Source organism: Sphingomonas sp. GW822-FHT03G08, from assembly GCF_058801135.1.
The window spans coordinates 61,095-80,636 of sequence record NZ_JBXAMZ010000001.1 but is presented as its reverse complement, the minus strand read 5'-3'; the positions used below and the strand labels follow the sequence as shown (position 1 = coordinate 80,636).

Here is a 19,542-nt window from a genome sequence, read left to right as displayed (position 1 = left end):
GCTTTGCGGTCCTCGTTCTGGAGGTCTAGGATCGGGAGCTTCGGGATCGCCAGTCGCAGGGAGCAAGGGCCAAGATGCATGGACCGGGTGAATTCGAATTGTCGCGGCGCGGCATATTGGTCGGCGGCGCGGCGTCCGTGGCGATGACCGCCGCACCACCCATCGCCGAAGCGCAGGAGGCGGCATCCGCCGGCGCCGGTGCGCCGGTGCTGGCCAGGGTCACGCTCAAGGTGAACGGCAAGCCGCACACGCTCGAGCTCGACACCCGCACCACCCTGCTCGACGCGCTGCGCGAGCATCTCCAGTTCACCGGCACCAAGAAGGGCTGCGACCACGGCCAGTGCGGTGCCTGCACGGTGATCGTCGAAGGGCGGCGGATCAACTCCTGCCTCAGCCTGGCGGTGATGCACGAGGGCGACAGCGTCACCACGATCGAAGGCCTGGGCACGGCCGAGAAGCTCCACCCGATGCAGGCCGCCTTCGTGAAGCATGACGGCTATCAGTGCGGCTATTGCACCCCCGGCCAGATCTGCTCGGCGGTGGCGGTGCTCGACGAGATCCGTGCCGGCATCCCCAGCCACGTCACCGGCGATGTCGCGGGCAAGCCGGCGATGAGCGCCGAGGAGATCCGCGAGCGGATGAGCGGCAACATCTGCCGCTGCGGCGCCTATTCGAACATCGTCGAGGCGATCAGCGAAGTCGCTGCCCGGAGGAAGGCATGAAGGCTTTCACCTATGAGCGCGCGGGCTCGCCCGCCGAGGCCGCCGCGATCGTCGGCCGCACCCAGGGCGCCCGCTTCATCGCGGGCGGCACCAACCTGCTCGACCTGATGAAGCTGCAGATCGAGACGCCTACCCACCTGGTCGACGTCAACCATCTCGGGCTCGATCGGATCGAGGCGACGCCGGAGGGCGGGCTCAGGATCGGCGCGCTGGTCCGCAACACCGATCTCGCCGCCGACAAGCGCGTCCGCAAGGATTATGCCCTGCTCTCCCGCGCGCTCGTCGCGGGCGCCTCGGGCCAGCTGCGCAACAAGGCGACAACCGCGGGCAATCTGCTCCAGCGCACCCGCTGCCCCTATTTCTACGACACCAACCAGCCCTGCAACAAGCGCAAGCCCGGCAGCGGCTGCGCGGCGATCGGCGGGATCAACCGCAGCATGGCGGTGATCGGCGCCAGCGACGCCTGCATCGCCACCCATCCCAGCGACATGGCGATCGCGATGCGCGCGCTCGACGCGGTGGTGGAAACGGTCCGCGCGGACGGCGCGACCCGGGCCATCCCGATCGCCGAGTTCCACACGCTCCCCGGCGACACGCCGAACGTCGAGAACACGCTGGCAGCCGGTGAACTCATCACTGCGGTGACGCTGCCCAGGCCGATCGGCGGCACGCATATCTACCACAAGGTCCGCGACCGGGCTTCCTATGCCTTTGCGCTCGTCTCGGTCGGCGCGATCCTGCAGAAGGACGGCAGCGGCCGGGTCGCGTTCGGCGGCGTCGCGCACAAGCCCTGGCGGGTCGAAGCGGCGGAAGCTGCGCTGGCACAGGGCGCGAAGGCAGCCGCCGCTCTCGCCTTTGCCGGTGCCAAGCCCACCGAGCAGAACAAGTTCAAGCTGGTGCTGGCCGAGCGCACGCTCGCCGCCGCAATTGCCGAAGCGAGGGCCTGAGCCATGAAGTTCACCACCCCCGCCGGCACCAATCCGATCGACCAGGGCAAGTTCGTCGGCAAGCCCACTCCGCGCATCGACGGCCCGCTCAAGACCAGCGGCGGCGCCCGCTATGCCTATGAGCATGGCGAGGCCGTCAAGAACCCCGCTTATGGCTATGTCGTCGGCTCGGCGATCGCCAAGGGGCGGATCTCCGCGATCGACCTGCGCGATGCCAAGGCCGCGCCCGGCGTGCTGGCGATCATCACCGCCGACAATGCCGGCAAGCTGAACAAGGGCAGCTTCAACACGGCAATGCTGCTCGGCGGCCCGGAGATCGAGCATTATCACCAGGCCGTCGCGCTGGTTGTCGCCGAGACCTTCGAGCAGGCGCGCGCCGCCGCGGCTTTGGTCCGCGTCGACTATGCCCGCGAAAAGGGCGCCTATGATCTCGCCGCCTCGGTGGACAGCGCCGTGAAGGCGGGCGGCAACAACGCCAAGGTCGGCGATTTCGACGGCGCCTTCGCCGCATCGCCGGTGCAGTTCGACCAGCGCTACACCACGCCGGATCACGCCCATGCGATGATGGAGCCGCATGCCTCGATCGCCGCCTGGGACGGCGACAAGCTGCAGATCTGGACCGCCAACCAGATGATCGCCTGGGGCAAGGGCGACGTCGCCAAGACGCTCGGCATTCCCAAGGAAAATGTCAGGCTGATCTCGCCCTTCATCGGCGGGGGCTTTGGCGGCAAGCTGTTCGTCCGCGCCGATGCGATCCTCGCCGCGCTGGGGGCGAAGGCGGCGGGCCGGCCGGTCAAGGTCGCCCTGCCCCGCCCGCTGATGTTCAACAACACCACGCACCGCCCGGCGACGATCCAGCGGATCCGCATCGGCGCGGGGCGCGACGGCAAGATCAGCGCGATCGCGCATGAGGAATGGTGCGGCGACCTGCCCGGCGGCGGCGGCGAGAACTCGGTCGCGCAGACCCGCCTGCTCTATGCCGGCGCCAACCGGCTGATCGGCCAGAAGCTCGCGGTGCTCAACCTGCCCGAGGCGAATGCGATGCGCGCGCCGGGCGAGGCGCCTGGCTTGATGGCGCTCGAGATCGCGATGGACGAGCTCGCCGAGAAGCTCGGCATCGACCCGATCGAACTGCGCGTGATCAACGATACCCAGGTCGATCCGGAAAAGCCGGAACGCCCCTTCTCGCAGCGCCAGCTGATCGAGTGCATGCGTACCGGCGCCGACAAGTTCGGCTGGGCGAAACGCAATCCGAAGCCGGGCCAGGTCCGTGACGGGCGCTGGCTGGTCGGCATCGGCATGGCAGCGGCCTTCCGCAACAACATCAACATGAAGTCGGCCGCACGCGTCCGGCTCGACGGCTCCGGCATCGTCACGGTCGAAACCGACATGACCGATATCGGCACCGGCACTTACACGATCGTCGCGCAGACCGCGGCCGAGATGATGGGCGTGCCGCTCGACAAGGTGAAGGTGAAGCTTGGCGATTCCAGCTTCCCGGTCTCGGCCGGCTCGGGCGGGCAATGGGGGGCGAACAGCGCCACCGCCGGCGTCTATGCCGCCTGCGTGAAACTGCGCGAGGCGGTTGCCCAGAAGCTCGGCTTCAATTCGGACGACGCGGTGTTCGCCGGCGGCAAGGTCCGCGTCGGCAAACGCAGCGTGCCGCTCGCCGACGCCGCCAGGGCCGGCGAGATCGTCGTCGAGGATGTGATGGAATATGGCGATCTGGGCCGCAAGTTCCAGCAATCCACCTTCGGCGCCCATTTCGTCGAGGTGGGCGTCGATATCGCTACCGCCGAGATCCGCATTCGCCGCATGCTCGCGGTGTGCGCGGCGGGCCGCATCCTCAATCCGGTCTCGGCACGCAGCCAGGTGATCGGCGCGATGACCATGGGCGCGGGTGCCGCGCTGATGGAGGAACTGGTGGTCGACAAGCGCTTCGGCTTCTTCGTCAACCACGACCTTGCCGGCTATGAAGTACCGGTCCATGCGGACATCCCGCACCAGGAAGTTATCTTCCTCGAGGAGACCGACCCCACCACCTCGCCGATGAAGGCCAAGGGCGTGGGCGAGCTCGGTATCTGCGGCGTCGGCGCGGCGGTTGCCAATGCGATCCACAACGCCACCGGCGTGCGGGTGCGCGACTATCCGGTCACGCTCGACAAGTTGCTCGAGGGCATGCCCGCGTTCGCCTGAACCCGGCTTGCAATGCAGGATTTCGCATGATTGTCTCAGCCGGTCGGGTTCGCAGCCCGGCCGCTCCTTGAGGCTGTTGGTGAAATAGGATCAGGCGCACGCAACAATGTTGCGAGATGCGGCGCGTTTCCGTTGAGAAGGTCAAAATTCGAAGCCGAAAAACAGCTCTTGGCCTCTACTTCGTGTACTTTGGCGCGTCGGCCCCGCCCCGGCTGTAGGATCAGCGCCCCGCCGCCGTCCGCGCCCAGGAAAGTGCCCGGTCGGCGACTTCCTCCCAGCCATCCTCGTTGCACAGCCAGTGCGAACGACCGGGGAATTCGTGGAACATGGTGTCGACCGGCGAGCGCAAATGCTTGCGGTAATTGGCGCGGACCATCGGCGCGGGCACGGTGCGGTCCTTCGCGCCGGCGATCAGCATCAGCGGCGGCCGGTCGGGGTTGTCCCAGCGCACCCGGGCGCCGATGCCCAGCACCGCCTGGAAGAACACGCGCCCCGGCGTGGGCACGATGAACTTCTCCCAGGCATAGGGCTTCTCGGCTGCCGGCAGCGTCTGGGCGAAGCCGGCGGCGAACTCGCGCTCGCTCATCCGCAACGCCCGGTTCCAGCCGTTGAACGCCGTGAACACGCAGAGGGAGGTCCATACCGCGAGCGGATGCGCGGGCACGCCGAAGGGCGGTGTCGGGTCGATCGCCACCGCCGCGGCGCCCAGCCCGCGATCGGCGAGCAGCTGGACGATCAAGCCGCCAAAGCTGTGCCCCATCAGGATCGGCGGATGCGGCATCGCTTCGATCAGCGCGGCATAATGATCGGTGATCTGCCTGAGACCGAGCTTGCCCAGCCGCGGATCGGGCGCCCGGCGGAGCTCGTCCACCGGGCGATCGAGATAGGGCCAGGGCGGCGCCACCACGCTCACGCCCGCCGCCTCGAAGCGCTGGCGGAAGCGGTCCCACGAGCTTGGCGTAAGCCAGGCACCGTGGATGAGCATGACCGTGGGGGCCATCCGATACTCCGAACTGGGACCCGGGCTGGCCGGTCAGCCCTTGATGAAGGCGAGCAGGTCCGGGTTGATCACATCGGCATGGGTGGTCGCCATGCCGTGCGGGAAGCCCTTGTAGGTCTTGAGCGTCGCGTTCTTGAGCAGCTTGGCCGAAAGCGGGCCCGAGTCCGCATAGGGCACGACCTGGTCGTCATCGCCGTGCATCACCAGCGAGGGCACGGTGATCTTCTTGAGGTCCTCGGTGAAGTCGGTCTCGCTGAACGCCTTGATGCAGTCGTAATGGGCCTTGATCCCGCCCATCATGCCCTGGCGATACCAGTTGTCGATGATGCCCTGGCTGATCTTCGCGCCAGGCCGGTTGAAGCCGTAGAACGGGCCGGTCGGGAAATCGATGTAGAGCTGGGCGCGGTTGGCGAGCACGCCGGCGCGGATGCCGTCGAAAACCTCGATCGGCAGGCCGCCGGGGTTCTTTTCGCTCTTGACCATCACCGGCGGCACCGCGCCGATCAGGACCATCTTGGCGACACGGCCCGGCTTGGCGCGGGCGACATAATGCGCCACTTCGCCGCCACCGGTCGAATGGCCGACATGGATCGCGCCCTTCAGGTCGAGATGGTCGGTCAGCGCCGCGACATCGGCGGCATAGGTGTCCATCTCGTTGCCCGTATCGGTCTGGGTCGAGCGGCCATGCCCCCGGCGGTCATGCGCGATGACGCGGTAGCCCTGCATCAGGAAGTACATCATCTGGCTGTCCCAATCGTCCGCCGTCAGCGGCCAGCCGTGATGGAACACGATCGGCGTGGCGGTCTTGGGACCCCAGTCCTTGTAGAAGATCTCCGTGCCGTCGGCGGTCTTGATCGTCGCCATGGTCTTTTCTCCTGCGTGGGATGCCGCCCCGGCCAGGGCGGGAATGGGTAATGCCGCCGCTGCGGCGATCGCCGCGGCGCCTGCCACGAACTCGCGGCGCGTGGTTTCGAGACGCTCGCTCATGCTTTCCTCCTGCCGAACCTGCGCCAGCTCAGTCCCACAGGTGTCCGCAGCCGCAAATCTCGTGCCGGTGCCTCGCCTAACTCTTTCGGGCTACTCCCGCGCGGCGATGTTTCTGTGCTACCGTGCGCGCTTTCGGAAGCGTCGCGTGAGAAGGGGATCGTCTTGCGACTAGCCTTGCTCATCGCCGGGTTCATCGCGCTGTGCTTCGGGGGCACGGCGACCGCAGACGCGCCCGGCCAGGGCATCGGCCGCTATCTTCATGCGACCTGGACGAGCAAGGACGGCGTGCCCGCCATGGTCCAGGCACTCGCCCAGGGGCCGGATGGCTATATCTGGGTGGGCACCGGCAACGGCCTGTTCCGGTTCGACGGAGTGACCTTCGAATATGTCCCCCCCGCCCCCGATCACCCCCGCGGCGCGATCCCGATCAGCGCGCTGCTCGTCACCCGGCGTGGCGAACTCTGGGCCGCCTATGTCGGTGGCGGCGGGGTCGAGATCTATCGCGGCGGGCGCATGGTCAGCACCGGCATGCACGATGCCGCCGGCGAGATCACCGAGCTTCGCGAGGACAAGGAAGGCGCGATCTGGGCCGTGGGCGGGCGCACGCGCAAGGCGCTCAAGCGCTACCGGGACGGCGCCTGGGAGACGATCGACCAGCGCTGGGGCCTGCCCGACAAGGATTACGTCTCGAGCCTGGCGACCGGGCGCGACGGATCGATCTGGGTCGCCACCGACAAGCAGCTCTACCTGCTGCGCCACGGCACCCGGCGGTTCGAGGCGGTGGGCGTGGAGCTCGGCTTCGGTGCCAATCTCGCGCTCGATCCCGAGGGTAATATGTGGCTGTCCGACGCCCATGGCACCCGCATGCTGCCCGATTATCCGGCCGGTGCTCGCGAGCCGAAGAACTCCGTGGTCTTTCCCTTTTCGGGGCCAGTCCGGCGCACCGCGATCCTGTTCGACCGGGACGGCAATCTCTGGGGTTCGAGCTTCACCAGCGGCATCTTCCAGATCGAGCGGGCCGCGGACAAGGCAAGCGCCGAGGGCAATATCTCGCTCTACCGCACCGAGAACGGGCTGACCTCCAACCAGGCCGTGTCGCTGCTGCAGGACCGCGAGGGCAATATCTGGGTAGGCACCGAGCTGGGGCTCGACCAGTTCCGCCCCGCCAGCCTGTTCCGCGTCGAGCCGCCGGCGGACGGCGCGGCGGAGGGCTATATGGTCGCTGCCGATGACGCCGGCACGATCTGGCTGGCGAGCGGCCCGTCGCTCTATCGCGCCCTGCCCGGCCAGGACCCCAGCCTCTTCTCCACCCAACCGGGCGACATTCAGGCGCTGTGCCGCGGCGGCAACGGCTCGGTCTGGCTCAGCACCGCGCGGCGCATGGTCCGGATGCGCGGCGGCCAGGTAGCCGAGACGATCGACCTGCCCGGTGCCGGCGAGACCTATGGCTGCGCGGAAGATGGACTCGGCCGGCTTTGGGTAGCGCGCTTCCAGCACGGCGTGCTCGTCCGCCGTGGCAATGGCTGGCACCAGGCCAACCTCCCTTTGCCGGGCCGGCCGCAGGACATCGTCATCGACCGGGACGGCAACCCGGTGATCATCCTGGATCGCAAGGGCATCGTCCGCGTCGTCGGTACCACGGCGCGCGGCTGGACCAACGACCAGATCGGCGTTTCCGGGCTCACCGGCGTCTATGCCGGGCGCGACGGCATGCTGGTGGCGGGCGGTGAAGGCCTGGCCCTATGGCGGAACGGCCGGTTCGACCGGCTGTCGATCGCCGACCACCCCTGGCTGCGCGGCGTGCGCGGCCTGGTCCAGACGGCGTCGGGCGAGACCTGGATGGTCAACAATATCGGCCTGCTGAGGATTCACACCGTCGATCTCGATCGCGCCTTCTCGCACCCCCGCGTGCCGATCCCCCACGACCTGTTCGACGAGCAGGACGGCTTTGCCAGCCGCACACAGCGCGCGGACGGCCCGCAGATCGCGGCGGGCGGCGATGGGCGGTTGTGGTTCCTGACCCGGCAGAGCGTGATGCGGATCGACCCGGGCAAGCTTTCCCGCAACGCCGTCGTGCCGCCGGTGGCAATCCGCGCGCTGGTCGTGGATGGCAAGCGCTTCGTCGATCCATCGCGGATCACCCTGCCCCGCGGCGAGTCCAACCTGTCGATCGAATATACCGGCCTCAGCTTCTCGGTGCCGAGCCGGGTCCGCTTCCGCTACATGCTGGAGGGCGTGGACCGCACCTGGATTGATCCCGGCACGCGCCGCCAGGCATTCTACACCAATCTCGAGCCGGGCTCCTATCGCTTCCGGGTGATCGCTTCGAACAATGACGGGATCTGGAACCCCACTCCGACCACATTGGAATTCACGCTACCGCCGACCTTCTTCCAGAGCAGGTGGTTCACGCTTCTCTGTGCCCTGGGGGCGATCGGCCTGTTCTGGCTGTTCTACCAGGTGAAGGTCCGCGCACTGGCCGCGCAGATGCGCGATCGCATGCGCGAGCGACTTGGCGAGCGTGAGCGGATCGCGCGCGAATTGCACGACACGCTGCTGCAGGGCGTGCAGGCGCTGGTCCTCCGCTTCCAGCTCGTCGCTGACGATATCTCGCCCGAGAACCCGGCGCGCCGCGAGCTCGAGGAAGCGCTGGACCGCGCCGACAATGTCCTTGCCGAGGGACGCGACCGGGTGCGCGACCTGCGCCTGATCGGCGGCGCCGATGATATCGAGCACATGATCCTGGAGATCGCCCGCAAGCAGGTCTTCTCGCCCTCCACCCAGATCTCGGTGGTAAGCGAGGGCGAGCCCCGGCCGCTCGACCCTCTGGTGTGGGATGAAGTGGCACGGATCGCCAACGAGGCGCTCTTCAACATCTGGCGCCACGCCCATGCGCGCCAGATCGCGATCCGCATCGGTTTCCAGCCCGATTGCTTCAGCGTCCGCTTCCGCGACGATGGCGTGGGGATTACCGACGAGGTATTGCGCGACGGCAAGCGCGACGGGCATTTCGGCCTGCCGGGCATGCGCGAGCGTGCGGCCAAGATCCAGTCGCGCCTTGTGGTGCAAAGGCCGCCTGCGGGCGGTACCGAAATCATCCTGATCGTCCCCGCGACGATCGCCTATTCGAATACGCGGCGCCGCAAGTGGCGCGCGCTGGTCACAGGAGGCCGAATTGGTTGAGGCAGCATTGGCGACGCGCGCGAAGACCGTCCGGGTAATGGTGGTCGACGATCACCCGATGCTGCGCGAAGGCATCGTCGCAGTGGTCGAGCGCCAGGCGGACATGGAGATCGTCGCGGAGGCCCAGGGCGGTGCAGAGGCGGTCGAGCGGTATCGCGAGGTCCAGCCCGACGTGACGCTGATGGACATCCAGATGCCGGGCATGGACGGCGTGGAGACGATCGAGGCGATCCGCCGCGAATTCCCCGCCGCCCAGTTTGTGGTGCTCACCACCTATCCGGGCGACACGCATGCGCTGCGGGCACTGCGCGCCGGGGCGACCGGCTATCTGCTGAAGAGCTGCATCCGCAAGGACCTGCTCGATACGATCCGCGCGGTGCATGAGGGGCGCCGGGCGATCGCCGCGGATGTCGCCCAGGAAATCGCCCTTCACGCGTTCGACGACCGGCTGAGCGAGCGCGAGACGGACATCCTCCGCCTGGTCGCGGAAGGACATCCCAACAAGCAGATCGCCTGGCGCCTGTCGCTCTCCACCGACACGGTGAAAGCGCATCTCAAGAACATCTTCGCCAAGCTCGACGTGGCCGATCGTACCCACGCGGTGATCATCGCGGCACGGCGCGGCTTCATCGAGATCTGAAGCCGCGCCGCACGCTCTCCGGGCCTAGATGACCCCGTCCTCGGTTTCCGAGCGGAACTCGTGCCACAGGCCGTTGAGGATGCCGAAGCCGACGGCGAGGCCGACACCCAGGATCCAGGCAAAATACCACATGGGAACTGCTCCTCAGTAGAAGTCGGGGTTGGTGCGCACGTCCTGCTCGGTCACCCGGCCGAACATGATGCGGTAGGCCCAGGCCGTGTAGGCAAGGACGATCGGCAGGAAGATCGCAGTGACGATCAGCATGGTGAACAGCGTGCCGTGGCTCGACGAGGCGTTCCACACCGTCAGGCTCGACAGCGGATCGATCGAGCTCGGCAGAATGTACGGGAACATCGACAGGCCAACCGTGGAGATGATCCCCACATTGGCGAGCGACGAGCCCGCGAACACCAGCACGTCATTGCGGCCGCGGATGCCGAGCAGCGCCAGCACCGGGCCAACAAAGCCGAGCAAGGGGGCCATGAGCATCCAGGGATGCGCGCCGTAATTGGCCAGCCAGGCGCCGCCTTCCGCAACCGTGGTCGAGAAGCGCGGATTGGACGGACCGCCTGCGTCGACCAAGCCATCCAGCCGGTAGCCAAGACCGCCATAGGCGACGAACAGGCCGCCGACCGCGAACAGCACGATCGCCAGCACGGCAGCTACCTGGCCGAAGCGACGGGCACGCTCGAGCACCACGCCTTCGGACTTGAGGCTCAGCCAGCCCGCACCATGCAGCACCAGCATCGCCACCGAAAGCAGGCCAGTGACCAGCGTGAACGGGGTGAAGAGGCCGAGAAGCGATCCGTCGTAGAAGGCGCGCAGGTCGCCATCGAGGCGGAAGGGAATGCCCTTGAGCACATTGCCCACTGCGACACCGAAGACGAGCGCCGGCACGAAGCCGCCGACGAACAACGCCCAATCCCAGCGATAGCGCCATTTCAGGTCCGGGTGCTTCGAGCGGTACTTGAACCCCACCGGCCGCAATATCAGCGCCGACAGCACCAGGAACATCGCCAGGTAGAAGCCGGAGAAGCTTACGGCATAGACGAAGGGCCATGCCGCGAAGATGGCGCCGCCGCCGAGGATGAACCACACTTGGTTGCCTTCCCAGGTTGCGCCGATGGTGTTGATCACCATCCGACGCTCCTCGTCGGTCTTCCCCACGAACGGGAGCAGTGCTCCCGTCCCCAGGTCGAAGCCGTCGGTCAGTGCGAAGCCGATCAGCAATACACCGAGCAACAGCCACCAGATGATGCGTAGCGTTTCAAAATCGAGAGGGATGGACATGGTCTGTCTCCAAAACCCTGGTTCGGCTCATTCGGCCGGAACGGCGTGGAAATCGGGGCCCGCGGGCGCCGGCGCGGTCGCCGGACGATATTCCTCCGGCCCCTTCTTGATCGATGCGAGCATCAGCCGCACCTCGATCACCGCCAGCGCGCCATAGAGCGCGGTGAAGCCGATGATCGTCAGCCACAGCTCGGGCACGGTCAGGCTCGATGGTGCCAGGAAGGTCGGCAGCACGCCCTCCACCGCCCAGGGCTGGCGACCGACCTCGGCCACGGCCCAGCCCACTTCCGCGGCGATCCACGGCAGCGGCATCACGATCAGCGCCAGCCGCAGGAACCAGCGGGCGTCGAACTTGCGGACGGTCGAATAGTAGAAGGCAACCGCGAAGAAGGCGATCATGCCGAAACCAATCCCGGCCATGATGCGGAACATCCAGAAGATCGCCGGCACGTTCGGCACGGTGCTCCACGCCGCCTTGTCGATCGTTGCCGCGTCCGCGGTGCGCGGATCGGCCACGAAGCGCTTGAGCAGCAGCGCATAGCCCAGATCGTTCTTGGTCTTCTCGAACGCCTCGCGCGCAACCAGGTTGTTACGATCGACCTTGAGCTTCTCCACCGCGTCATAGGCAGTCAGCCCATTGACGATACGGACCTTGGCGCGCGCAACCAGCGGGAAGATGCCATTGACCTCACCGGTCAGGCTGCGCGTGGAGATCAGGCCCAGCACATAGGGGATCTTCACCTCGTACCTGGTCTCGCGACCGCTGTTCGAAGGGACGCCGAAGATCGCGAGGCCGGCGGGCGCAGGCTCGGTGTGCCACATGCCCTCGATCGCGGCGAGCTTCATCTGCTGGTTCTCGGTCAGCGCATAGCCGCTCTCGTCGCCCAGCACGACGACCGACAGCGACGAAGCGAGGCCGAAGGCCGCCGCCACCGTGAAGCTGCGCTTGGCCAGCTCCAGATGCTTGCCCTTGAGCAGGTAGAAGGCCGAGACGCCGAGCACGAACACGCTGGCCATGACGTAGCCCGCGCTCACCGTGTGGACGAACTTCGCCTGGGCGACCGGATTGAAGATCACCGCCGCGAAGTCGGTGACTTCCATGCGCATCGTCTCGGGGTTGAACACCGACCCGGTCGGGTGCTGCATCCAGCCATTGGCGACGAGAATCCACAGCGCCGACAGGTTGGAGCCGAGCGCCACCATGAAGGTGGTGAACAGGTGCGCCTGTTTCGACATGCGATCCCAGCCGAAGAACATCAGCCCGACGAACGTCGCTTCCAGGAAGAAGGCCATCAGGCCCTCGATCGCGAGCGGGGCGCCGAAGATGTCGCCCACATAGTGCGAGTAATAGGACCAGTTGGTCCCGAACTGGAATTCCATGGTGAGGCCGGTGGCGACGCCAAGGACGAAGTTGATGCCGAACAGCTTTGCCCAGAAACGGGTGATGTCCCGCCAGATCGGGCGGTTGGTCATCACGTACACGCTCTCCATGATGACGAGCATGAACGAGAGGCCGAGCGTCAACGGCACGAACAGGAAGTGGTAAAGCGCAGTCAGCGCGAATTGGAGCCTCGATAGCTCCACGACTGCCATGCTGATCATCGCAGGAAATCCCCCTACGCAAGAGTCTGCGCCCAACGGGTTTGGTCGCGTCCTCATTGTCCCTAGAAGCGGTCCCCGAAGGCGACTTTGACCATGAACAAATACGCGGCGAACGCAACTCCGGCTAAGGGATGATATGATCTGGCTCCTGGATGTACCCGGTGCCGCGCTTTTCGCAGGGGGCATCGCGCTGGCGGTGAGCGCCCTTGCTGCGGGTGACGGCATCTCCCTGCTCGCTGCCTGCATGATCCTGGCAGGCGGGCTGATCCGTGGCGGGGCAGCGTTGCTGGTCCATGCCACCGCGATCCGCGCCGCCCAGCGCGTGGTTGTGGCATGGCGCTCCCATCTGTTCCCGCGCCTGCTCGCCGGCCGCCTCGCTCGCCCACTCCTGGCCGGTGAGAGTGCTGCCCTGGCGATCGACCATATGGCGACGATCGAAGCCTATCAGGCGCGCTTCAGGCCCGCGCGCGCCGCCTCTGCCGCAACGCCGTTGCTGGTTGCCGCAATAATCGCCTTCGCGAGCTGGGTGTCGGCCGCGATCCTGGTCATCACGCTGATCCCCTTCGCACTCGGCATGATCCTGGCCGGTACCGCCGCGCGTCGAACCTCGGAGCGCCAGCTGGCCGCGCTCGCCCAGCTTTCCGGCCTGTTCGTCGACCGCGTCCGCACCCTGCCCGTCATCCGCCATTTCGGCGCCGAGGACCGGATCACCCGCCAGGTCGGCATCGCCACCGGCGAAGTCGCCGAGCGCACCGTGGCGGTACTGCGCGTCGCTTTCCTTTCCGGCGCAGTCCTGGAGTTCTTCGCGGCGCTCTCGGTCGCGTTGGTCGCGGTCTATTGCGGGTTCAGCCTGCTCGGCCTGCTGCCCTTCCCCGCTCCCGAAAAGCTCACGCTCGGCCAGGCGTTCTTCGCGCTGGCGATGGCACCGGAATTCTACCTGCCGATGCGTCGCCTGGCCGCCGCCTATCACGAGAAGCAGCTGGGCGACGCAGCGAGCGTCGCATTGACCGCAGTCGAGGCCGAAACGCCTGCGCCACCCATCTCGGCGCGCTTCGACGGGCTGCAGGTTACCGGTCTCGTGATCCAATGGCCGAACCTGCATATCGGCCCGGTCAGCTTCGCGCTGGCACCGGCCGATATGGTTGCGCTGACCGGCCCGACCGGCAGCGGCAAATCGAGTCTGCTCGCCTCGATTGCCGGGCAGATCGTTCCCGCCGCCGGCGCGGTGCGCATCGCCGGCGGCGGGGCTCTCGATCCCGGCGACATCGCCTGGGCGGCCCAGACCCCGTTGCTGCTTCCCGGCACCCTTGCCGAGAACATCGCCCTTGCCCGGCCGGACGCGACTATCGAGGCGATCGGTCAGGTCGCTTCGCTGGTAGGCCTGGATACCCTGCTCGCCGCACGCGGCGGGCTGGGACTGGCGCTCGACCATCGCGGCTCCGGCCTGTCAGGCGGCGAGCGGCGGCGGATCGGACTGGCGCGGGCTATCCTTTCGGGCCGCCCATTGCTGCTCTGCGACGAGCCCACTGCCGACCTCGACGCCGAAAGCGCTGCCGAGATCATCGACCTGCTCAAGACGCTTGCCCGCGACCGCGCGGTCCTGGTCGTGACCCATGATCCAGCCCTCGCCGCCGCGGCACGTCTGGAGGTGGCGCTGTGAACGTCTTCACCCTCGACCCGACCGGGCGCCGCTGGCTCCGACGCGCGAGCATCGCCGCGGTCGTTGCCGCGCTGGCCGGCATATTGCTGCTGGCGGTGTCGGGCTGGTTCCTGACCAGCGCGGCGCTGGCGGGGGCCGCCGGGCCGGTCGTCGCGCTCGGCTTCAACTATCTGATCCCCAGCGCCGGCATCCGGTTGCTGGCGATCCTGCGCACCGTGTCACGCTATGGCGAGCGGCTGTTCTCGCACCAGGCGGCGCTGGGCGCGATGGCCGGGATGCGCGGCAGCCTGTTCGGCAGGCTCGCAGCACAGGATGCCCGCACCGGCCCCGACCTTTCCGGCGGCGACGCCAGCGCCCGGCTGATCGGCGATATCGACGCGCTCGAGGACCTGATCGTCCGCAAGCCCACCCGACCCGCCAGCCTGGTCGCGGCGGGCATCGGGGTGCTGCTCGCCGCGTTCGCCGGCTGGGCATCGGCACTGGCACTGCTCCTGCTGCTGGCCGCGCTACCCTTGCTGCTCGATCGTGCCGCCCGTCGCCTGACGAAGCAGCCTGCCCATGACGCAGCCGAGGCGCTGGGCGCGCTGCGCACCCGCTATGTCGAATATGCCGCCGCCCGCGCCGAGATCGCCGCCTATGGGCTGGCCGACCGGGTGACGCAGGACCTGGTACCGCTCACCGAGGCGCTCGACACCGCCCGGGAGCGGCTGCACCGGGGCGAAGGGGCGATCGCGGCACTGCTCGCCGGCTATACCGGGCTGGCCGTGGCGATCGTGCTGCTGCTCTCCAGCGGCCCCGCCCCGCAGGTCGCGCTGGCACTCCTCGCCACCGCCGGGGCGATCGAGGCGATGGCCGGGCTGGCCCGCACCGCCTTCCGCCAGGCCAGTGTCGGCGAGGGCCTGCGCCGGCTCGAGGCATTGCTGACCCTGCCCGAACCCGCGGCCCCCCAGGCGGATGGCACGCCGCTGCCGCTTCGGCTCGGCACACTGCGGCTCGAGCCCGGCAGCCGGGTTGCCGTCACCGGGCGCTCGGGGTCCGGCAAGACGCTGCTGCTCGATGCGCTGGCCGGCATGCGCGCCGTTGAGGTCGATGCCGCGATCGGCGAGCAACCGCCCATCGCCCAGCCCGGAGCGCTGCTGCGCAGCCAGTTCGCGCTGTCCCCGCAGGACGCCGCGCTGATCGCCGGGACGATCGGCGACAATCTCCGACTAGCCCGGCCCGGGCTCGATAATGCCGCGATGTGGGCCGCGCTCAAGGCCGTGGTGCTCGACGATCGCATCGGCAGGATGCCGGCCGGGCTCGACACAAGGCTGGGCGAAGCCGGCGGCACGCTTTCGGGCGGCGAGCGCAAGCGGCTGTCGCTGGCGCGGGCGCTGCTCGCCGGACGGCCCTGGCTACTGCTCGACGAGCCGACCGAAGGGCTGGACGCCGCCACCGAGGCCGAGCTGGTCGCCCGGCTCGACCAGTGGCTGCGCGGGACCGCGACCGGACTGGTGCTGGTCTCGCATCGGCCGGCACCGCTTTCGCTTGTCGGGAGCAGCGTGGCGATCGAGGCACTGGCGCCTCGGCCGGTTTAGGTTCCTGCTCCCACTATAGCTCCCCGGCGAAAGCGGGGCCCAGAATCACAAGTCACAGAGCAGAAAAACCCTGGGCCCAGGCTTTCGCCGGGGCTCAGTGCGGGCTCCAGGCATGGCCTAATCCTACGCCCTCACGGCATCGACTCGCGAAAGTACACAAAGTACAGGCCAAGAACGGGTTTTTGGCTCGGCAATTTTGACCTTCTTTACGGGAACGCGCGGCATCTCGCACGATTGCTACGTGCGGCTGATCCTATTTCACCAACAGCCTCAAAAAGCGGCTGAGCCCAAGTTCGACCGCCCGAGGCAAGCAGGCGAAATCCTACATTGCAAGGCCGCACAAAAAGGGCCGGCATCGCTGCCGGCCCTTCCCCGTCAGCGGGGGTACGGGTTCAGAGACGGACCCCAAGTCCTACGCCGAACACCAGCGGGTTCACCTTCACATGGGTGCGCTGCGTGCCGATCGCGGTGGTATCGAGCCGGGCGTCCGTGGTGATGTCGATGTATTTCACGTCGAGGTTCAGGAAGACCTTCCTGGTCAGGTCGACATCGACACCAGCCTGCGCCGCCCAGCCGAAGCTGTCCGACATGCGCACCCTGGTCTTGCCCACGGCCCCCTGCAGGCCGCTCGATGCCTTCTCGTCCCAGAAGATCGTGTAGTTCACGCCGGCGCCGACATAGGGGCGGATCTTGCCCCGCGAATTGAAGTGATATTGCGCGGTCAAGGTGGGCGGGAGCACCCAGGTCGAGCCAAGCTTGCCGATCGAACCGGTGGTGCCGGTGGTGCCACCGAAATTATGCTTGGTGGTCGAGGCGATCAGCTCGAAGCCGATATTGTCGGTGACCATGTAGGTCGCATCGATTTCCGGCATCACGGCATTGTCCAGGCTCACCTTCTCGGTGGGGAAAGCCGGCTTGATGCCGTTCGATTTCTCGTTCGGGGCCACCACGATCGTGCGCAGGCGAACCAGCACGTCGCCGGCGCGGATGCCGGTTTCGTCGCTCGTCTGGGCGCTGGCGGGGACGGCGACCATCAGGCCGGCTGCGGCCAGAGCGATCAGGGTCTTCATTGTTACCTCCACTGTTGACCCCATTGCCAATGGCCCCCGCCAAACCTCGCCGCATTGCAGCAACGCAAACGGGGATTTGACTGGTGTCAAAGCCGCCCGGAGCCCGTGCCCGCAGACAGGATGGCATGTGGACCTATCACCCCGAGCTGCTCGCCACGCCGGTGCCCCGCTACACCAGCTTCCCCACCGCAGCGGAGTTCGGTGACGATGTCGGCCCGGCCGACATGGAGCATGCGCTGGCGCGGGTGCGCGAGGACGAGCCGATCTCGCTCTATCTTCACGTCCCCTATTGCCATGAGATCTGCTGGTATTGCGGCTGCAACACCGGCGCCGCCAACCGCACCAGTCGGGTCGCCGCCTATGTCCAGCGGCTGGGCGAGGAGATCGACCTGATCGCCCGACGGCTCAACGGGCGCGGCAAAGTCGCCCGGATCGCCTGGGGCGGCGGCAGCCCCAATGCGCTGGCGCCGTCGCAGTTCGATGCACTGATGCACCGGGTACGCGCCGCCTTTGCCTGCAGCGAGGCAACCGTATCGGTCGAACTCGATCCGCGCGGCTTCGACTGGGGCTGGGCCGATTGCTTCGGGCGCAACAAGGTGACGCGCGCCAGCCTGGGTGTGCAGACCTTCGCGCCGCATATCCAGCGCGCGATTGGCCGCATCCAGCCGACCGAGGAGATCGCCTGCACCGTCGGCCGCCTGCGCGCCGCCCGGGTTGAATCGATCAATTTCGATCTGATGTATGGCCTGCCCGGGCAGTTTGCCGAAGATCTCGACGAGACGCTGCGCATCGCGCTGTCGATGCGGCCGGAGCGGTTCGCGGTGTTCGGCTATGCGCATGTGCCGCATTTGCTGCCGCGCCAGCGCCGGATCGATGCGACCCGCCTGCCGGGCGCCGCGGTCAGGTTCGCGATGGCGCAACAGGCGCATCGCTTGCTGCGCGGCGGCGGCTATGACGCGATCGGCTTCGATCACTTCGCGATGCCGCACGATGCCATTGCCCGCGCTGCCCGCAACAAGACGCTGCGCCGCAACTTCCAGGGCTTTACCGAGGACCCGTCCGATGTGCTGATCGGCCTGGGCGCCTCCTCGATCAGCGCCTTCCCCGGCGCGCTGCTGCAGAATGAGAAGAATGCCGGCCGCTACCATCTGCGCATCGGCAATGGCCAGCTTGCCACCGCGCGCGGCATCCGCCGCAGCGCCAGCGACCGGCGGCGCGGCGCGATCATCGAGGCTTTGCTTTGCCGTAATGAGGCGGAGTGCACCGGGCTGCCCGACCTGGCCGATATCCGCGAGCGGCTGGCGCCGTTCGAGGAATACGGGCTGATCGCCTGGGCCGGCACGCGCCTCCTGCTCGACCAGGGCGCGCTGCCCTATGCCCGCAGCATCGCCGCGACCTTCGATCCCTGGCGCGCCGCCAGCACCACGCGCTTCAGCAGCGCCGTCTGACCCTCCAGCCGAAAGCGTCCCCTCATGCTCACCGACGCCCTGCTCCTCGATCGTACGCCCACCACGCCCGGCTGTGCGCCTGCCCGCTGCCAGGCGTGCAAGGCGCGCGGCAATTCGCTATGCGCGGCGATGGGCGATGGCGAGATTTCGGCACTGCATGCGATCGGTCGCCGCCGCAGCCTGCCTGCGGGCCAGGTGTTCAACTGGGCCGGTGACCAGAACAATCACTGCGCCACGGTGGTAGAGGGGATGCTCAAGGTGACGGCCTCGACCGAGGACGGGCGCGAGCAGATCGTCGGGTTGCTGTTCCCGGGCGATTTTGTCGGCGAGCTGTTCGAGGAGGACGCGACGCTGACGGTCTCCACCCTGTGCGACACCGATCTGTGCACCTACCCCCGCGCGGCGTTCGAACGGACGCTCGAGGATCATCCGCGCATGGAGCGGATGCTGCTCCGCCGGACGCTGGCCGCCCTGGGCGATGCACGCAGCCGGATGCTGGCGCTAGGCCGCCGCAACGCGAAGGAGCGGATCGCCGGCTTCCTGCTCGACCTGGTCGAGCGCACGGGACAGCCGGCCGGCAATGGCGGGGTGCTGATCGCGATTCCGATCAGCCGCGGCGAGATGGCGGATTATCTGGGGCTGACGATCGAGACGGTGAGCCGCCAGCTCTCGCAGCTCAAGGCGGCGGGCATCCTCGCCTTCGCCAAGGGCGATCGCGGTTGCACGGTGCTGGGCGAAGAACGGCTACGGGCAATCCTCAACCCGGCATGAGCCCGCGCCGGGCGATCTCGATCCCGCTCTCCTTGAGCGCGATCGCCCGGCGGCAGCCATCGAAGAAGCAGCGCAGCATGTAGGAGAGCTTGCCGACGTCACGCTCGCCTTCCGGCTCGATACTGTGCCACAGCTCGCTGGCCAGATCCTCGCCGTGCATCCGATCAAACTGGTGCATCTCGTGCAGCGCCGAGAGGAAGGCGGGCCCGGGACGGTGCGCGAGCGGCAGGTCCGCGAACAGCCGCTCGGCGCGGTTGAAGTGCGTGGCGGTCACCCGCTGGATCGACTTGCACAGCCGCAATATCTCGTCCGCCGCCGGCAGGGACGGCAGGCGATCGGCGACGATCTCCAGCTCGTGGCACAGGCTGCGCTGCACGACGTGGTCGTCTTCCAGTATCTCGAACGTCGAAATGTTCATGGGCACATCGAAGGGCGAAGGGGGGACCGTC

The 19,542-nt window shown here is 67.6% G+C and carries 16 protein-coding genes; 9 read left to right on the top strand and 7 right to left on the bottom strand.

The window, feature by feature from the left end; all coding sequences use genetic code 11:
• The first annotated feature begins 74 nt into the window (after positions 1–74).
• Genes paoA through paoC form a run of 3 tightly spaced genes read left to right on the top strand, consistent with a single transcriptional unit; the run spans position 75 to position 3,865 of the window.
• Complete coding sequence (paoA, locus tag AC1RJ5_RS00275) at positions 75–722, top strand: aldehyde dehydrogenase iron-sulfur subunit PaoA (protein ID WP_269575609.1); 648 nt, start codon at positions 75–77, stop codon at positions 720–722.
• Positions 719–1,669 carry an FAD binding domain-containing protein gene (locus AC1RJ5_RS00270; RefSeq protein ID WP_342249605.1) on the top strand — a complete coding sequence of 317 codons (951 nt, stop codon included), beginning with the start codon at positions 719–721 and terminating at the stop codon, positions 1,667–1,669. The genes paoA and AC1RJ5_RS00270 overlap by 4 nt, the downstream gene beginning before the upstream one ends.
• Positions 1,670–1,672: 3 nt before the next feature.
• The gene (paoC, locus tag AC1RJ5_RS00265) at positions 1,673–3,865 is read left to right on the top strand and encodes an aldehyde oxidoreductase molybdenum-binding subunit PaoC (RefSeq protein WP_269575611.1); all 2,193 of its coding nucleotides are present in this window, start codon (positions 1,673–1,675) and stop codon (positions 3,863–3,865) included.
• A gap of 220 nt (positions 3,866–4,085) precedes the next feature.
• Here paoC and AC1RJ5_RS00260 read toward each other — a convergent pair whose 3' ends face one another.
• Both AC1RJ5_RS00260 and AC1RJ5_RS00255 read right to left on the bottom strand, forming a co-directional pair.
• Positions 4,086–4,865, bottom strand: a complete 780-nt coding sequence (locus tag AC1RJ5_RS00260; protein ID WP_269575612.1) for an alpha/beta hydrolase — start codon at positions 4,863–4,865, stop codon at positions 4,086–4,088.
• Positions 4,866–4,898: 33 nt separating this feature from the next.
• Positions 4,899–5,729 (bottom strand): alpha/beta fold hydrolase, encoded by an 831-nt coding sequence (locus tag AC1RJ5_RS00255; protein ID WP_342249631.1) that lies wholly within the window; start codon positions 5,727–5,729, stop codon positions 4,899–4,901.
• Between the two features lie 285 nt (positions 5,730–6,014).
• On the opposite strand from AC1RJ5_RS00255, the gene AC1RJ5_RS00250 reads away from it, so the two are divergent.
• Positions 6,015–9,035 carry a sensor histidine kinase gene (locus tag AC1RJ5_RS00250; protein WP_342249607.1) on the top strand — a complete coding sequence of 1,007 codons (3,021 nt, stop codon included), beginning with the start codon at positions 6,015–6,017 and terminating at the stop codon, positions 9,033–9,035.
• Positions 9,028–9,675: a response regulator gene (locus tag AC1RJ5_RS00245; protein ID WP_342249608.1), complete on the top strand. Its 648-nt coding sequence runs from the start codon at positions 9,028–9,030 to the stop codon at positions 9,673–9,675. Before AC1RJ5_RS00250 ends, AC1RJ5_RS00245 begins: the two co-directional genes overlap by 8 nt.
• Before the next feature lie 24 nt (positions 9,676–9,699).
• Here AC1RJ5_RS00245 and cydX read toward each other — a convergent pair whose 3' ends face one another.
• Genes cydX through AC1RJ5_RS00230 form a run of 3 tightly spaced genes read right to left on the bottom strand, consistent with a single transcriptional unit; the run spans position 9,700 to position 12,567 of the window.
• On the bottom strand, positions 9,700–9,807 hold the full coding sequence (gene cydX, locus AC1RJ5_RS00240) for a cytochrome bd-I oxidase subunit CydX (protein WP_184165302.1): 108 nt from the start codon (positions 9,805–9,807) through the stop codon (positions 9,700–9,702).
• A gap of 12 nt (positions 9,808–9,819) precedes the next feature.
• On the bottom strand, positions 9,820–10,965 hold the full coding sequence (gene cydB, locus AC1RJ5_RS00235) for a cytochrome d ubiquinol oxidase subunit II (protein ID WP_342249609.1): 1,146 nt from the start codon (positions 10,963–10,965) through the stop codon (positions 9,820–9,822).
• 27 nt (positions 10,966–10,992) lie between these two features.
• Complete coding sequence (locus AC1RJ5_RS00230; RefSeq protein ID WP_446745968.1) at positions 10,993–12,567, bottom strand: cytochrome ubiquinol oxidase subunit I; 1,575 nt, start codon at positions 12,565–12,567, stop codon at positions 10,993–10,995.
• Positions 12,568–12,703: 136 nt separating this feature from the next.
• Here AC1RJ5_RS00230 and AC1RJ5_RS00225 point away from each other — a divergent pair, with 136 nt between their 5' ends.
• Entirely contained in the window at positions 12,704–14,227 is a 1,524-nt protein-coding gene (locus AC1RJ5_RS00225; RefSeq protein WP_493111042.1) for an ABC transporter ATP-binding protein/permease, read from the top strand.
• Entirely contained in the window at positions 14,224–15,804 is a 1,581-nt protein-coding gene (locus tag AC1RJ5_RS00220) for an amino acid ABC transporter ATP-binding/permease protein (protein ID WP_493111040.1), read from the top strand. The genes AC1RJ5_RS00225 and AC1RJ5_RS00220 overlap by 4 nt, the downstream gene beginning before the upstream one ends.
• A gap of 392 nt (positions 15,805–16,196) precedes the next feature.
• Here AC1RJ5_RS00220 and AC1RJ5_RS00215 read toward each other — a convergent pair whose 3' ends face one another.
• The gene (locus tag AC1RJ5_RS00215; protein WP_269575618.1) at positions 16,197–16,874 is read right to left on the bottom strand and encodes an OmpW/AlkL family protein; all 678 of its coding nucleotides are present in this window, start codon (positions 16,872–16,874) and stop codon (positions 16,197–16,199) included.
• Positions 16,875–16,999: 125 nt separating this feature from the next.
• Here AC1RJ5_RS00215 and hemN point away from each other — a divergent pair, with 125 nt between their 5' ends.
• On the top strand, positions 17,000–18,322 hold the full coding sequence (hemN, locus tag AC1RJ5_RS00210) for an oxygen-independent coproporphyrinogen III oxidase (RefSeq protein WP_269575619.1): 1,323 nt from the start codon (positions 17,000–17,002) through the stop codon (positions 18,320–18,322).
• 24 nt (positions 18,323–18,346) lie between these two features.
• A complete protein-coding gene (locus AC1RJ5_RS00205) occupies positions 18,347–19,093 on the top strand; it encodes a Crp/Fnr family transcriptional regulator (RefSeq protein WP_493111038.1) in 747 nt (248 codons plus the stop codon).
• Here the strand turns inward: AC1RJ5_RS00205 and AC1RJ5_RS00200 are convergent.
• Positions 19,080–19,511 (bottom strand): hemerythrin domain-containing protein, encoded by a 432-nt coding sequence (locus tag AC1RJ5_RS00200; RefSeq protein ID WP_269575621.1) that lies wholly within the window; start codon positions 19,509–19,511, stop codon positions 19,080–19,082. The two genes, AC1RJ5_RS00205 and AC1RJ5_RS00200, sit on opposite strands and share 14 nt — an antisense overlap.
• Positions 19,512–19,542: the final 31 nt, after the last annotated feature.